14 protein-coding genes are annotated in these 15,722 nt (G+C 61.4%); 11 read left to right on the forward strand and 3 right to left on the reverse strand.

Features of this window, described 5'->3' with window-relative positions:
- The first annotated feature begins 48 nt into the window (after positions 1-48).
- Both EH165_RS04000 and EH165_RS04005 read left to right on the forward strand, forming a co-directional pair.
- A complete protein-coding gene (locus EH165_RS04000) occupies positions 49-987 on the forward strand; it encodes an ABC transporter permease (RefSeq protein ID WP_422392127.1) in 939 nt (312 codons plus the stop codon).
- Between the two features lie 143 nt (positions 988-1,130).
- Positions 1,131-2,819 carry a dipeptide ABC transporter ATP-binding protein gene (locus tag EH165_RS04005; protein WP_206426096.1) on the forward strand — a complete coding sequence of 563 codons (1,689 nt, stop codon included), beginning with the start codon at positions 1,131-1,133 and terminating at the stop codon, positions 2,817-2,819.
- Positions 2,820-2,832: 13 nt separating this feature from the next.
- Here the strand turns inward: EH165_RS04005 and EH165_RS04010 are convergent, their stop codons facing one another.
- A complete protein-coding gene (locus EH165_RS04010; RefSeq protein WP_124798134.1) occupies positions 2,833-3,486 on the reverse strand; it encodes a hypothetical protein in 654 nt (217 codons plus the stop codon).
- Positions 3,487-3,788: 302 nt separating this feature from the next.
- Between EH165_RS04010 and EH165_RS04015 the strand changes: the two genes are divergently transcribed.
- The 8 genes from EH165_RS04015 (at position 3,789) to dapC (ending at position 12,462) form a co-directional block, all read left to right on the forward strand.
- Positions 3,789-5,558 (forward strand): peptide ABC transporter substrate-binding protein, encoded by a 1,770-nt coding sequence (locus EH165_RS04015; protein ID WP_124798135.1) that lies wholly within the window; start codon positions 3,789-3,791, stop codon positions 5,556-5,558.
- 137 nt (positions 5,559-5,695) lie between these two features.
- Positions 5,696-6,622: an ABC transporter permease gene (locus EH165_RS04020; RefSeq protein ID WP_124798136.1), complete on the forward strand. Its 927-nt coding sequence runs from the start codon at positions 5,696-5,698 to the stop codon at positions 6,620-6,622.
- On the forward strand, positions 6,615-7,586 hold the full coding sequence (locus tag EH165_RS04025) for an ABC transporter permease (protein ID WP_124798137.1): 972 nt from the start codon (positions 6,615-6,617) through the stop codon (positions 7,584-7,586). The genes EH165_RS04020 and EH165_RS04025 overlap by 8 nt, the downstream gene beginning before the upstream one ends.
- A 17-nt stretch (positions 7,587-7,603) precedes the next feature.
- Positions 7,604-9,343, forward strand: coding sequence for a dipeptide ABC transporter ATP-binding protein (locus EH165_RS04030; protein ID WP_124800282.1), 1,740 nt, complete (start codon positions 7,604-7,606; stop codon positions 9,341-9,343).
- 66 nt (positions 9,344-9,409) lie between these two features.
- Positions 9,410-10,270, forward strand: a complete 861-nt coding sequence (mshB, locus tag EH165_RS04035; protein ID WP_124798138.1) for an N-acetyl-1-D-myo-inositol-2-amino-2-deoxy-alpha-D-glucopyranoside deacetylase — start codon at positions 9,410-9,412, stop codon at positions 10,268-10,270.
- Positions 10,263-10,847, forward strand: coding sequence for a hypothetical protein (locus EH165_RS04040; RefSeq protein WP_124798139.1), 585 nt, complete (start codon positions 10,263-10,265; stop codon positions 10,845-10,847). The genes mshB and EH165_RS04040 overlap by 8 nt, the downstream gene beginning before the upstream one ends.
- Before the next feature lie 183 nt (positions 10,848-11,030).
- On the forward strand, positions 11,031-11,357 hold the full coding sequence (gene fdxA, locus EH165_RS04045) for a ferredoxin (protein WP_124798140.1): 327 nt from the start codon (positions 11,031-11,033) through the stop codon (positions 11,355-11,357).
- A 4-nt stretch (positions 11,358-11,361) separates the two neighbouring features.
- Positions 11,362-12,462 (forward strand): succinyldiaminopimelate transaminase, encoded by a 1,101-nt coding sequence (gene dapC, locus EH165_RS04050; RefSeq protein WP_124800283.1) that lies wholly within the window; start codon positions 11,362-11,364, stop codon positions 12,460-12,462.
- 30 nt (positions 12,463-12,492) lie between these two features.
- Here the strand turns inward: dapC and dapD are convergent, their stop codons facing one another.
- Together dapD and EH165_RS04060 are read right to left on the reverse strand one after the other, a co-directional pair.
- The gene (dapD, locus tag EH165_RS04055) at positions 12,493-13,434 is read right to left on the reverse strand and encodes a 2,3,4,5-tetrahydropyridine-2,6-dicarboxylate N-succinyltransferase (RefSeq protein ID WP_124798141.1); all 942 of its coding nucleotides are present in this window, start codon (positions 13,432-13,434) and stop codon (positions 12,493-12,495) included.
- 62 nt (positions 13,435-13,496) lie between these two features.
- Positions 13,497-14,453 (reverse strand): heavy metal transporter, encoded by a 957-nt coding sequence (locus EH165_RS04060; RefSeq protein WP_124798142.1) that lies wholly within the window; start codon positions 14,451-14,453, stop codon positions 13,497-13,499.
- 136 nt (positions 14,454-14,589) lie between these two features.
- Between EH165_RS04060 and dapE the strand changes: the two genes are divergently transcribed.
- A complete protein-coding gene (gene dapE, locus EH165_RS04065; protein ID WP_124798143.1) occupies positions 14,590-15,678 on the forward strand; it encodes a succinyl-diaminopimelate desuccinylase in 1,089 nt (362 codons plus the stop codon).
- The last annotated feature ends 44 nt before the right edge of the window (positions 15,679-15,722 follow it).

Genomic DNA, 15,722 nt, shown 5'->3' on the forward strand with positions numbered 1-15,722 from the left:
GAACTGGAAATGACGACCCTGGCCAGCCAGGATCAATCGTTGGTCCGAATGGAAGACGGCCCTTCCGACCTCGGCGGTCCGGTTGCAGCGCAGACCGAGTTCCGTTTGGTATTCAAACGTTTCGTCAGGCACAAGGCCGCGATGATCGCGCTGGTGGTCCTAGTGCTCATCGTTATTACGGCATTCAGTTCCATCGGATTTGGGCCCATTGGCGGCTGGTGGAAACACAAGTACACCACCTTCGAACCTGCACTCACCGACGGCGGGAAGCCGACATTAAAGGTCTGGCCGCCAAGCCTCGGTGATCACCCATTCGGTCAAGACTCTTCCGGCCGCGACTACTTCGCGATGACGATGCGGGGGATGCAGCAATCCATCATCATCGCCTTCATCGTGGGCATTGTCGCCACCGTGGTCGGGACCGTCATCGGCGCTTTGGCCGGCTATTTTCGCGGCTGGATCGAGGCGGTGCTGATGCGGATGACGGATGTCATCATCACCATTCCGCTCCTTGCTGTCGCAGCTGTAGTTGGCCACAAAGTGAGCGGCAGCAGCATCGTGTTTCTTGGCCTGTTTCTGGGGCTTCTGACATGGACCGGGCTCGCGCGCATCGTCCGGGGCGAGTTCCTCTCCCTGCGCGAAAAGGAGTTTGTCGATGCTGCGCGTTCGGTGGGGGCATCCAGCCGCCGGATCATTTTTCGACATATCCTGCCGAACACCATTGGCGTCATTACGGTCTCGGCCACGCTGGCGATTTCTGGGGCGATCTTGCTCGAGACTGCTCTGAGCTTCCTCAGTTTTGGCGTCCAAAGCCCGGATACATCCTTGGGATTGCTGCTCGAGCAGAACCGGCAGGCCATGGATGTCCGGCCCTACCTCTTCTGGTGGCCGGGTCTGTTCATCGTGGCGATTTCCCTTGCCATCAACTTCGTCGGAGACGGGCTTCGGGATGCGTTTGATCCCCGCCAAATCCGTTCCAAGGCTTAAGGAACCATGTCATGGTATTTGATCTAGGCCCCGCGGGGCCTCGCGCATCTGCACCCAAGGGGGCGCATCAGACTGGATCGAAGGACCCCATACTCCGGGTTCGGGGGTTGGGTGTCGACTTCTCGGTTGACGGAACCTGGGTGATGGCTTCGGAAGATGTCGATTTCGATATCTTGCCCGGCCAGGTGCTTGCGGTGGTGGGGGAGTCGGGGTCGGGCAAATCAGTGTCCGCGATGGGGATCCTGGGGTTGTTGGCTCCCAACGCGCGGGTGCAAGGTAGCGCCACATTGCGCGGCACGGAGCTGATCAATGCGCGTGAGCCGCTGCTGAGATCCGTTCGCGGAAAAGACATAGGCCTCATTTTTCAGGAACCGATGACGGCACTGAACCCGGTGCTCACAGTGGGTTTTCAAGTTGCCGAGGTGCTGCTGAGCCATTTCGATGTGAGCCCGGCCAACGCCAAAGCTCGCGTGGTCGAATTGCTACGACTGGTCGATCTGCCCGATCCCGAAGGTCGCTACAACCTGTATCCGCATCAGCTCTCGGGCGGGCAACGTCAGCGCATCATGATCGCGATGGCGATTGCCTGTGATCCCGTCCTCTTGATCGCGGACGAACCGACTACCGCCCTCGATGTGACCGTCCAAGCCGAGATCCTTGACCTGCTCAGGGATCTCCACCAGCGCCTCGACTCGGCAATCTTATTGATCACGCACGACATGGGGGTGGTCGCCGACCTCGCAGATCACGTTGTGGTTATGTGCCAGGGACGCGTCGTCGAGGCCGGAACGGTCCGCGAGATCTTCGCTCACCCACAGCAGGAGTACACCCAACAGTTGCTGGCCGCAGTTCCGCATTTGGGCGCGGAAGTGGCTCTTACCGAAACACGGGTGAGTGCCGCTGGCCGGGTGGGGGTAGGTGGGGCGGTCGTGACGGGATCGGCTTCGCTACGTCCGGCAGGAGCCGCAAAGCTCGAAAAGCAAAGCACCGCAACTGTTCCCGCGCTCAAGGTATCGAATCTGACTATTGAGTACCCGGGACGGGGAAGGGTTCCAGCATTCCGGGCAGTGGAGGGCGTCTCCTTCTCCATCGAGCAGGGCCAGGTGATGGGATTGGTCGGCGAATCCGGCTCGGGCAAAACAACTATCGGCCGCGCGGTAGCCGCGCTACTTCCTGTCACGAGCGGCAGCGTCGAGGTAGCGGGCACCGAGATCAAGGGCCTCACCCAAAAGCAGCTCCGGCCGTTGCGAAGCAAATGCGCAATCGTGTTCCAAGACCCCGCGGCTTCGCTGAATCCGCGGATGAGTATCGGCGAATCCATCGGAGAGCCGCTCTACCTGCACGAGAAACTGCGAAAGTCCGCCCTGAATGCGCGCGTTGAGCAACTGCTGGAATCGGTGCGCCTGCCGCAGTCCTACCGAAATCGGTACCCCCACGAGCTCTCCGGCGGTCAGCGTCAACGGGTAGGGATTGCCAGAGCGCTCTCGCTGGGGCCGGAGCTGTTGGTGGCGGACGAGCCAACGAGTGCACTCGACGTCTCCGTGCAGGCGCACGTGCTCGAGTTGTTCAAAGATTTGCAGTCGCAGTACGGGTTCGCATGCCTGTTTGTCAGCCATGACCTCGCAGTGGTGGAGATCCTGGCGAGCACCATCGCGGTGCTGCATCGAGGCTTGTTGGTGGAACTGGGAACCCGGGAGGAGATTTTGCTGCGTCCACGGGACCCCTACACTCGTCGCTTGATAGCAGCAGCGCCGGTACCGGACCCGGACGAACAGGCTGCCCGCAGGGACGAGCGACGAGCGCTGCTGGCCGCAGGCGCCGACTCGGATTAGACCCGGGCGCTCGTTACAGCGCGAGCACCACCACGCTTGCGAGCAATGTTGCCGCCAACGAAACAAGCACGGGGGCCGACCACGAAATAACGACCTTTCCCGGGGTTGGCCCAATCTCGACAAGAGCCGCACGCGCCACCCGCCAGTTTCTACGGACAATGGCGGCAGCGGAACCGGAGTCGCTCCGCAAGCTCGCGCTCGCAGGGACGGGGCCATCGGACTGTTCGTCCCACCCAATGGTTTTCACATCAGATTCGGTGGTTCGCGCGGTGCTGTACCTGCTTGCCGCAGGAGCGGCCCATGCGACAAATTTTTGCCCCTGGGTGGTGAGCAACGTGAGTGCGTACTGCGTGTGGACGGCTTCGAGTTGGCTGAAGGGCACCTCGACGTCACGAATGATGTTGCGAAGCAATACTTTTTCGCTTCCGACAATCACGCATGGTCGGCCGCAGGTGGCGTAGACCAGCACGCCCATGAAGCTGGCAGGGGCAATTTGCCAGAGCCCGGACAACCCAGCATCGCGAATCGCCAGCACAATCCACGCAACTGCTAACACCGCCCACAAACCGCAGGCGAAGTAGCCGACCCGTGGCCGAAAAACGAAGTCTGCGGCCACAGCTGAGTTGGAACCGCGGTCAGGATCAGGGTCGGCGCGAAAGGATTCCACACTTCCCATGCTGCCACGTGCGGATACTCCCCTCGCCCTACGCGGGTAAAGACGAATTTTACGCGTAGAGGGGTGCTTTTGCGGAAAACCTCCCGTGGAGGTTGCCCGGTGGCGGCAGGCTTCCGTAAGTTACCCTTCGGTCACAATGAGTGGCCAGACGGCGCTCTCGGACGCCGTTGTTCGTAGAGTCAAGAAGTCACCAGTCGCCAGAACTGAAGTCGGGCAGTTCGGCTTTGGGCGCTCGGCAGTCAAACAGGCTGCCCCCGCCGCAATTTCGGCCCGTCCAAGGAGGAAATGAGTAGATGAAAAGACAACTTTCAGTCGTCACTGCGCTCGTAGCGGGAGCAGCCTTGCTTCTCAGCGCGTGCGGCAGTGACTCGAAGACCACGAGCAGTGATTCGAGTGGCCCAGCCGCCACCGGATCTTCGGCAGCGGGCACCGAATCTTCCGCAGCGGGCAGCGACGCTGGCAGCAGCAGCGCAGCTCCGGCTGAAGCCACCGGCGGCGTCATTCTCGCCAACGGCACCGAGCCCCAAAACCCCTTGATACCCAGCAACACCAACGAGGTGGGTGGCGGCCGGATCATCGACAACATTTTTGCCAAGCTGGTGTACTACGACGCCAAGGGCGAAACCCACATGGAGGCCGCTGAGTCGATCGAGACCACCGACTCCAAGACCTTCACCGTCAAGCTCAAGGCTGGCCAGAAGTTCACCGACGGAGAGCCAGTAACCTCGGCGTCTTTCATTGACGCCTGGAACTTCGGCGCCGATGTCACCAACGCACAGCTGAGCTCGTACTTCTTCGACCCGATCGAGGGCTTTGCTGACGTCAACTACTGCGAGAAGGACGCTGGCCCGCCGGACAAGAAAGGCAAGGCAACATGCCTGCCGGCGCCGAAGGCAAAGACCATGTCGGGCCTGAAGAAGGTCGACGACACCACCTTCACGATCACCTTGACCGAAGCGCAGTCGGACTTCCCGCTGCGCCTTGGCTACTCGGCCTTCGCTCCTCTGCCCACCTCGGCCTTCAAGGATATAAAGGCATTTGGCGAGAACCCGGTGGGTAACGGTCCGTACATGCTCAGTGGCCCCGGCTCATGGGAGCACAATGTCAAGATCGACCTGGTGCCGAATCCGGACTACACCGGCGATCGCAAGCCGCAAAACGGCGGCTTAACGTTTACTTTCTACCAAGCCTACGAAGCGGCCTACTCCGACTTGCAGTCCAATCTGCTGGACGTCATTGACGGTATCCCGCCAGGCTCGTTGACCAGCTATGAGACTGACCTACCCGGCCGCAGCGTCAACCAGCCAGCCGCGGTGTTCCAGTCCTTCACCGTTCCGGCCCGCGACCCGCACTTCTCGGGTGAAGAAGGCAACCTGCGTCGCCAGGCCATTTCGATGGCCATCAACCGCGACGAAATCACCAAGATTATTTTCAGCGGCACCCGCACTCCCGCCAGCGACTTCACCTCCCCGGTTATTGCCGGGTGGAGTGACTCGCTCAAGGGCGCAGATGTGCTGAAGTTCAACGCGGACGGTGCCAAGAAGGCCTGGGCAGCAGCCAACGCCATCTCCCCGTGGGACGGCAAGTTCACCATCGCCTACAACTCCGATGGTGGGCACAAAGAGTGGGTCGATGCCGTTTCTAACAGCATCAAGAATACTTTGGGCATTGATGCCGAAGGCAAGCCGTACGCATCCTTCGCAGAATTGCGGACCCAGGTCACCGACCGCTCCATCGAGGGCGGCTTCCGCACCGGATGGCAAGCGGACTACCCCAGCGTTTCCAACTTCCTCGGACCGATCTACAAGACCGGAGCCGGCTCGAACGACGGCGACTACTCCAACCCGGAGTTCGACAAGCTGCTCGGCGAGGGTTCAGCTGCCAAGACCGTCGAAGAGGGCAACAAGTTTTACGAGCAGGCCCAGGAGATCCTGTTGAAGGAACTCCCCGCGATCCCGCTGTGGTACTCCAACGTGACCGGTGGATTCTCCACGAACGTCTCCAACGTGCAATTCGGTTGGGATAGCCAGCCGATCTACTACGCGATCCAAAAGAAGGCCTAGTTTTATCCGACCCGGCGCCGCGCTCCCGAAAAGGGAGTTCGGCGCCGGGTTAGTGCTTTGATTGAGGCGGATGCCGCGTTAAGCTGCTGCCTAAACTTCGCTGTCCTTTACATCTGCCTTAAACGGAAGAGGCATCCATGCTGTGGTACACCGGTCGGCGACTCCTGCAGTTCATCCCAGTATTTCTCGGGGCGACGCTGCTGATTTATGCAATGGTGTTCGCGCTACCAGGAGACCCGGTGGCCGCATTATTCGGCGACAAACCGGTGAATCCGCAAGTGGCCGCGCAGATCCGCGCCCAGTATCACCTCGATGTGGGCTTCTTCCAGCAATATTTGTACTACCTCAAAGGAGTCGTGACGTTCGACTTCGGCAAGTCCTTCTCCGGCCGCCCAGTGCTCGAAGTCATGCAAAGCGCCTTCCCCACGACGATCAAATTGGCCTTTATGGCGTTGGCAGTAGAGGGCATTCTCGGTATCGGCCTCGGACTGCTGGCAGGACTGCGTCGCGGCGGATTCTTCGACGGCACGGTGTTGATTTTCTCCCTGCTGATCATCGCCATTCCGGTCTTCGTCCTCGGCTTCGTCCTGCAGTTCGTTTTCGGTGTCAAGCTCGGCTGGGTTAATCCCACCGTGGGTGGCAACGCCACGTTCGCCAACCTTCTCCTGCCCGCGTTCGTTTTGGGCGGGGTCTCGCTGGCCTACGTCCTGCGGCTCACGAGGACGTCCGTGGCAGAAAATCTCACCGCCGACTTTGTCCGCACCGCCACCGCCAAGGGATTATCTCGGCGAAGAGTCGTGACGGTGCACGTGTTGCGGAACTCGATGATCCCAGTGGTGACGTTCCTGGGCGCAGATTTGGGCGCGTTGATGGGCGGCGCCATCGTCACCGAGGGGATCTTCAATATCCCGGGGGTCGGCAACGCCCTTTACCGGGCGGTGAGAGCAGGGGAGGCCCCCACGGTTGTTTCGATCGTCACGGTCTTGATCCTGGTGTTCATCGTGGCCAGCTTGCTGGTCGACCTGCTGTACGCCATTCTCGACCCGAGGATCCGCTATGTCTAACAGTCAAGGGCCAGAAGGCCGCGCACTCCACCGCCCCGGCCAGGAACATTTTGTGGCCAATGTCGACGAAACCCCGCTACTGGCCACCGATTCGCTGGACGAGTCCCGAGCCCCGGCCAGTCTGTGGATGGAAGCCTGGAAGAATTTACGGAAGAACCCAATCTTTATTGTGGCCGCAGTGCTTATCCTGTTTATTTTATTTGTGGTTGCTTTTCCCAGCGTTTTCACCAAGGAAGACCCTCGATTGGGTATTCTTTCCCGGTCCCTCGGCAATCCCGAACCGGGCCATCCATTTGGATTTACCAAACAGGGATACGACGTTTTTGCCCGGACGATTTATGGCGCTCGGGCCTCAGTTGCCGTCGGCGCCCTCACCACCGTGCTGGTGGTGATAGTCGGCGGAATCCTCGGGGCCATCGCCGGATTCTTCGGTGGCATTGTGGACACGCTGATTTCCCGGCTGACGGATATCTTCTTTGCCATTCCGCTGATCCTGGCCGCCATCGTCTTGCTGCAGCTTTTCAAAGGCGGAACGACCATCTATAGCGTGGTGTTAGTCCTGTCCGCGTTCGGATGGCCCCAGGTCGCGCGCATTACTCGCGGCGCGGTGATCTCAGTGCGCAACTCCGAATTCGTGGTGGCGTCAACGGCACTGGGCAACTCCCGGATGAAGAACCTGCGCAAGCACGTACTGCCGAATTCGCTGGCGCCCGTCATCGTGATCGCCACCCTCTCGCTCGGTATCTACATCGTGGTGGAAGCGACGTTGTCGTTCCTCGGGTTGGGCCTGCCGCCAAGCGTGATGAGTTGGGGTAATGACATCAGCACCGCGCAAGCCTCCATCAGGGACCAGCCGATGGTCCTGTTCTATCCGGCGGCAGCGTTGGCGCTGACCGTGCTCGCGTTCATCATGCTGGGCGATGCAGTCCGAGAAGCGCTAGACCCGAAAGCAAGGAAGCGATGACGGATACTTCTGTTTCGATGGCCAAGCAACCCACCCAGCAGCGCGATTATTCCAACGCTGAACCCTTGCTTCAAATTCAAAACCTGGATGTCGGTTTCCAATCTGAGCGCGGGATGATTCCAGCCGTTCGAGGGGCGAACCTGACCGTGTACCCCGGGCAGACTGTGGCCATCGTGGGCGAGAGCGGATCGGGGAAGTCCACGACCGCGCACGCCATCATCGACCTACTACCCGGCAGCGGCCAGGTCACCGGTGGAAAAATCCTGTTCGAGGGCAAAGAGATCACCGGTATCTCCCGGAAGGCAATTGTCGCACTCCGGGGATCGTCCATCGGACTGGTCCCGCAGGACCCGATGTCGAATCTGAACCCGGTGTGGCGCATCGGATTTCAGGTCAAAGAAGCGCTGAAGGCCAACGGATTGGGTAAGGGCAAAGGCGCCGATGCCCGAGTGGTGGAACTCCTCGGCGAGGCGGGCTTACCCGACGCGGCGAGACGCGCCAAGCAGTATCCCCACGAGTTTTCCGGCGGAATGCGGCAGCGTGCGCTGATCGCCATCGGGCTGGCGGCTCGGCCGAAACTGTTGATCGCTGACGAGCCGACTTCAGCGCTCGATGTGACGGTCCAGCAACAGATTCTTACGCACTTGGACAAGCTGACGTCCGAGCTGGGGGTTGCCGTACTCCTCATTACCCACGATCTGGGACTCGCCGCAGAGCGTGCAGAGCAGTTGGTCGTGATGTACAAGGGGCAGGTGGTGGAATCGGGGCCAGCTCTCGAGCTGCTCCGAAACCCGCAGCACCCGTACACGCAACGACTCGTAGCATCTGCTCCGTCGCTCACTTCGAGGCGGTTGCAATCCACGGTCGCTCGGGTCGAAGGCGGTGCCCGCACTTCGACGCATGGTTCCAGCGGCGACGGCTCGGTGTCGGATGCAGCTAAAGCAGCACGCGGCGATAACGTGATCGAGGTCGAAAACCTGACCAAGGTTTTTAAAATCCGCGGCGGCGCCCCGGGCTCCAGTAATTCCTTCACCGCGGTCGACGATGTCTCGTTCGTGGTGCCGCGGGGTACCACCACGGCGATCGTGGGGGAGTCCGGGTCGGGTAAATCGACCGTCGCGCTGATGGTGCTGCGCCTGCTGGATCCCACCAGCGGCAAGGTATCCATTGATGGCCACGACATTGCCGCTTTCAAGGGCAAGGAGCTGTTGGCGATGCGGCGCAAGATGCAGCCGATTTTCCAAAACCCGTACGGCTCCTTGGACCCGATGTATTCGATCTACCGCACAATTGAGGAGCCCTTGCGCACTCATGGCATCGGTGACAATAAATCGCGGGAGAAGAAGGTGCGAGAACTTCTCGATAAGGTGTCGTTGCCGTCCACTGCCATGAGGCGATTCCCCAACGAGCTCTCGGGCGGTCAACGGCAGCGGGTTGCGGTCGCTCGGGCGCTGGCGTTGGATCCGGAGGTGGTGATCTGCGATGAGGCTGTCTCTGCCCTTGATGTGCTGGTCCAAGCCCAGGTGCTGAACCTTCTCAACGACCTGCAGGCCGAACTTGGCTTGAGCTACTTGTTCATCACCCACGACCTGGCTGTGGTCCGACAAATTGCCGATGATGTTTTGGTGATGAAGGACGGGGCGATCGTAGAAAAGTCGAGCACCGATGAGGTGTTTGCGCATCCGAAACAGGAATACACCAAGGCGTTACTCGCAGCGATTCCGGGCTCGGGGCTTGATTTCAGCGGTAATTCCTAAGCCCTTCGGGGCCCTCCCGGGTGGCAGCGGACACAGGTTCGTGCTCGAAGCCTCTAGGCTGCGGGTATGACGTGGCGACTTCTGGCGGTGCATGCGCACCCTGACGACGAATCGATCACAATGGGTGGCAGCCTGGCCCATTACGCCCGAGCGGGAGTCGAAGTCACCATCCTCACCTGCACTCTTGGCGAAGAAGGCGAAGTTATCCCACCCGCACTGGCCGGGCTGGTCGCCGCTGAAGCCGATCAACTCGGCGGCTACCGCCACGGGGAGCTGGCGGCTGCCTGTGTCGCGCTGGGCGTGCGGGACCACCGCTATCTGGGCGGCATCGGTGCGTTCCGTGATTCTGGAATGGTGGGCACACCGTCGGCGCACCACCCGCGCGCATTTACCCATGCCGCAGCGGGGGGAGTCGACCATAGTCGCGCCGTCGCCGCGCTAGCCCGGGTCATCGAAGAGATTGCTCCGCACGTGGTGCTGACCTACGACTCTGACGGTGGGTACGGCCATCCGGACCACGTTGCGGCCCACCAGGTAACAGTCGCAGCGGCGCTCAGCGCCGGGGTACCCCGAGTGTTGGCGGTGGTTCGGCCTGACGAAGCTGCGCGAGCAGCGCTCGCGGCGTTCGTGGTTCCCGATGGCTACCTGCCCGGCGTGCCGGCAGATCTGGGGTACCTGGCGCCTGCAGAGCAGATCGTGGTGGAAATAGATCTTGGCCATGTTGAGAGGGAGCGGCGGGCTGCCTTGGCCGCTCACGCTACCCAGGTGGAATTGCTGACTGACGGTTTTGCGTTGTCGAACCGAATTGCGCAGCCGCTGATGAGCCGGGAGTACTTCAAGCTGCTCGCTGGCGTTCCGGTACCGCGCGTCGACTCGCACACTCAGGTGGCCGCTGACGATATTTTTGCCGGGCTCAGCGATGACTGATCCGCTGGGCGTCATTGAGGTTTCGGCGGCTGAGACCAGCCGGACTGGCGAGGCCAACTCCATGAATGGCGGGGGAAACACGCCCGCACACCCCGGCGCGGCAGGGGCTGATCCGGTTGTGGTGGACAGTGCGCCTGCGGCTTCGCGGAGCGCCCCCTCCCGGGCGGCGGGGATTTTGTTGGCGCTTTTTTTGGCACTGCTGAGCGGGGCTACGGCGCTTTTTGGGGTGTTTTTTCTCCCCTGGTATTGGGCCGGAATTCCGCTTCCCATCACTGCCTTGCTGGGGGCCGGCGTGATCTTCTGGTCCATTCGTTCGGCGTATGCAAGCACTGAATCCCTGCTGCTGGCCACACTCCCCTTCGCATCGTGGTTGCTGGTGTCATGGTGGCTCAGTCGTACCGTGACGCTGGGCTATCCCGTTTTGCCGGGAACTGTGGGGGGAGCTATTCAATGGCGCAGCGTGATCCTTTTGGGCGCCGGGGTGCTGGCCGGGGCGGTCGCGCTCGGAGGGAGCTGGGGCAAGCGTGAGATAGCGAAGTACGCCACCGTGAAGGCCCCACCTACAGCAGTTGCTTAACTCCCCGACGCCAGGCCGGTTTCGCAGCCGGGGCCTCGGAAGGGGATACTGGGAAGTCGGCCAGCATCACAACGCGATCGGGCAGCGCAAAGCGCTTACGTGCGTTAATTTTGGGCGGTGTCCGAGCGTCAGGCCGATGTGATTGAAGAGAAGTAATCCCGAGATAAGCCGTGGAGTGCTGCTGTGACCTATGTGATCGCCGAACCATGCGTGGACGTTCTCGACCGTGCATGCGTCGAAGAATGTCCCGTTGACTGCATTTATGAGGGTGAACGGATGTTGTACATCCACCCCGATGAGTGTGTGGACTGCGGTGCCTGCGAGCCGGTGTGCCCGGTGGAAGCAATTTTTTATGAAGACGACGTGCCCGAGCAGTGGAAAGAGTACTACCGGGCCAACGTCGACTTCTTCGAAGATTTGGGCTCGCCCGGCGGCGCCTCGCGTACCGGCAAAATCCCGAAGGACCACCCCCTGATCGCCGCGCTGCCCCCGATGGGCGAGGGTCATTGATGTGATGGATCCAGACTGGCAATCTCGGTTCCCGGCATTTCCGTGGGATTCGATTGCGGCGGCGAAGGCGAAGGCGTCCAAGCATTCTGATGGCCTTGTCGACCTTTCCATCGGTACTCCGATCGACAAGGTACCCAACGCAGTGCGCGCGGCTCTCGCCGCTGGGTGTGACACGCCCGGGTATCCGACCACCCACGGGAAATTATCGCTTCGCCGGGCTTACTCGGGCTGGCTGCAGCGCACTCACGAGGTTCCCGACCTGGACCCCGAAGCGGTGCTGCCCACCATCGGGTCGAAGGAGCTGGTAGCGACCTTGCCGTTGCAGTTGGGTCTCGGCGCGGGCGACGTTGTCGCTATCCCGGAACTTGCCTACCCGACGTACGAAGTCGGAGCGATCGCCGCTGGCTGCGCCGTGGTGCGAGGCGACACGCCATCCGATTACGGCAATGTCACTGTGGCCTTGCGCTGGATCAACTCCCCGTCCAACCCGACCGGAGCAGTCACCTCTGCTGCAGGATTGCGGGAAACGGTGGCGTGGGCTCGAGCGAACAACACGATCCTCGTCAGCGACGAGTGCTACATCGATCTTGGGTGGGACGCCCACCCCCTTTCGATCTTGAATCCGGAGATCTGCGGCAAGGATCACTCGGGTTTGCTGGTGGCACATTCGCTGTCCAAGCGGAGCAACATGGCCGGGTACCGCGTCGGCTTCCTCGCCGGCGACCCCGATCTGGTGGCGAAACTGCTGCAGATTCGCAAACAGTTCGGTTCAATGGTTCCGTCGCCTATGCAGGCGGCGGCGATTGCCGCGCTCGACGACGATGGACACGTCATCGCTCAGCGCTCTCGTTATGCAGGTCGGCGCGAGGTCTTAATCCGGGCTTTGGGGGATGCTGGTTTCCAGATCGACCACTCCGAAGCTGGGCTCTACCTCTGGTGTACCCGCGGCGAAGATGCGATGAAGACCGTCGACGATCTTGCCGAAATGGGCATACTGGTCGCCCCCGGTACCTTCTATGGACCCGCGGGAAGCAAACATGTCCGAGTGGCTCTGACTGCAAAGGACGAACGGATCGCAGCCGCAGTCCAGCGTCTGGCAGCCTGAGCCTTCCCACCTTCAAGGTGGCTCACGGCGCTATTGACCAGCGTGCAATGCGACGTTGAGTCCCCCCCAGGAGCCAGCGCGAGGCAGGGCTTCGACACTGCCGTTGATGGAGTTGCGGCGAAAGAGCAATCCCGAGCGACCCGACAAGTCGGCAGCCTTCATCACCCTGGTGGATTTGCCTTCCAGGAGGTGCAGTTTTGTGCCGGCTGTGACGTAGAGGCCAGCTTCCACGATGCAGTCGTCGCCAAGGCTGATACCGACTCCCGCGTTCGCACCGAGGAGGCAGCGCTCGCCGATCGACACGACTGTGCTGCCGCCGCCGGACAATGTTCCCATAATCGAGGCGCCGCCGCCGATGTCGCTGCCGTCGCCGACTAGTACCCCTTGCGAAATTCGTCCTTCCACCATGGAGCTACCGAGTGTCCCGGCGTTGAAGTTACAAAAGCCCTCGTGCATGACGGTGGTTCCCGCAGCGAGATGCGCGCCCAGCCGCACGCGATCGGCGTGGGCGATCCGGACCCCGGAAGGCACGACGTAGTCCGTCATCCGAGGGAACTTGTCGACACCGTAGACAGAGAGTCGAGTACCCGCAATCGCTGCTGCCAGACGCACAGTATCGATGTTCTCCGCAGGGACGGGGCCAAGATTTGTCCACACGTTGTTGGGCAGCAGGGCAAAGATACCGTCCAGGTTGATGCTGCGCGGCTTTACTAATCTTGTCGAGAGCAGGTGCAACCGGAGATAGACGTCGGCAGTGTCGACTGCGGCGTCCGCAAGGTCGGTGATCTCGGTGCGGACCACACATAGCCGCACCTCGCGAATGGCATCGGTGCGTTCTGCAGCGGAAAGATCAATGTGGGCATCGGCGGTTTCCCTGCCCAGCACCGGCTTGGGATACCAGACGTCAAGAATTGTCCCGGCGGCGGTGACGGTGGCGAGTCCGACGCCGAAGGCGCCCTGCAGATCGGTCATACGCCGTAGGTTACCGACATCCGGCGCGCCGGCGACACCTACTCAGCTGGGAAGTCGCTGTACTAGCCAGCGACACTAATCCGGACCTGACCAGCAGGCAGCGCGCTTTCCGTTGCGCCCCAGGAACTTCCCTGCCAACGGGCACCCGCGACAGCAACCAAATTAAGTCGTCCGGACGCGGCGTGCGCTACCGTCCACAGCGCCAGCGTCATTGCTGCCCTGTCGCTGTCAGCCAGGACTGGGACATCGATGGTAACGACCACTTCCTTCCCATCTGCTGAGACCGCCACTACCGCAATGGTTCCCAGCTCAGCATTTGCCGCTGCGATCAGGGAGGCCAGACCCGGCGAGGCCGCTGCCATCAAGGTGGGGACAGCTCGTGGGGGCACAGGCGCGGTGGAGGCCGCGGCCCCGTCACGACAGGAGAGTGCCGTGCCCCAACCCCCAGAAAGGGCTCCAACCAGTTGCGCCGCTTCGACTTCCCACTTGGCGTACGCCTCTGGATGTCCTGAGTACTGCACCTCTTGAGCTGCCTCGGTGAGCGGTCGTGACTCCCAATCCGGAACCTGGAGCAGTCGGTCGTAGAATATGCCGGCCGAGTAGACCGGGTCACTGATTTGCTGCACAGTTCCCCAGCCCTGGCTAGGACGCTGCTGAAAGAGGCCGACCGAGTCGCGATCACCGCCTGGCAGGTTCCGTAAAGAAGACTCTTGGAGTGCCGTCGCCACCGCGATAGTCCGGGCCCGGGTACTCAGCTGCTTGGCCAGACCGACCGCATTGATGGTGGATGCATGCTGTAACTGCACCGCAGCCAAGGCAATGGGCGCGGCCACCTGGGTGGCAGATCCGAGGTCAACCACGGGCCGGTCGGTGGCCGGCGCCTTGGGGTCGCTCTGCACCACACATTCTGGGCCAACCGCTGCATCGGAACCCAACAACGCACGAACTCCGAATACTGCGCCAGTGGCGATCAGCGCTAGGACCGCGAGCGCGATCAGGATTTTGGGAAGCGTTCGCATTGCTTCCAGTTTAGTCAGCGAGATCATTTTTCTCAGCGGGATCATTTTTTTCAGGGGCTCATTTTTGACGGACGTGCGAGTGCGCGTGCGGTTGCAAGGACAGGCAGTTCCATCGCCGCCGGTAGGCTCAGATCCCATGAGCCAGTCCGTTTCTGCCGCCCCGAACCTCGACCTCACACTGCAACCTGCAGCTCTCACCCAGGTGTTGGTGGACATTCCGTCAGTATCAGGAACGGAGGGGCCGCTCGCCGATGCCATCGAGGCTGCGCTCAGACGCGCCGCGCACCTGGAAGTAGTCCGAATCGGAAATTCGGTAATGGCTCGGAGCAACCTGGGGCGCGAGCAGCGGGTTCTGCTAGCGGGTCACATTGACACGGTGCCGATCGCAGACAACGTGCCCTCACGCCTGGACGGCGACATTCTGCACGGCTGCGGCACCACAGATATGAAGTCTGGCGACGCGGTGCTGCTTACCCTTGCGGGGACGTTACAACCGTCTGAGATGACCAAGGACCTCACCTTCATCTTTTACGAGTGCGAAGAGATCGAGCACGAACGAAACGGGTTGACCAGGATCGAACGCGAGCTACCGGAGTGGTTGACTGCGGACCTGGCCATCCTGGGCGAACCCACCAATGGCGCCGTCGAAGCTGGATGTCAGGGCACCGCCGCGCTGCAGATCGCGTTCGCTGGCAAACGGAGCCACTCGGCTCGCTCCTGGATGGGCGTCAACGCTATCCACGCCGCGGGGGAGGTGCTTGCCCGGCTGGCGAACTATCAGGGGCGCGACGTCGACATCGATGGCTGTCTCTACCGCGAGGGCTTGAACGCGGTAGATATTGCAGGCGGTGTGGCGGGCAACGTCATCCCTGATGAGTGCGTGATTCGGATCAACTTTCGGTTTGCCCCCGACCGGGACGCCGCCAACGTGACTCGTTATCTTGAAGAATTTTTCGCGGGGTTTGACGTCGAAATACTCGAAATGGCCATGGGAGCCAAGCCCGGACTGGCTGCTGCCGCCGCCGCTGAGTTCGTCGCGGCTGCGGGCGGCGTCGCGGTTGCGAAATTCGGCTGGACCGACGTGTCCAGATTCTCCGCGCTGGGCATCCCCGCCATCAACTACGGACCAGGCGACCCCTCGCTGGCCCACACCCGCGAGGAGCGCGTGTCACTGCAACAAATTGGCGAGATGGCAGCGGTGTTGCGCGCTTATCTGACCAGCTGACGGCGTTTTGCCGGAGGGTATTTTTCGGGGTTGACTACCGTGGC

The organism is Nakamurella antarctica (genome assembly GCF_003860405.1).
Classification (GTDB): domain Bacteria; phylum Actinomycetota; class Actinomycetes; order Mycobacteriales; family Nakamurellaceae; genus Nakamurella; species Nakamurella antarctica.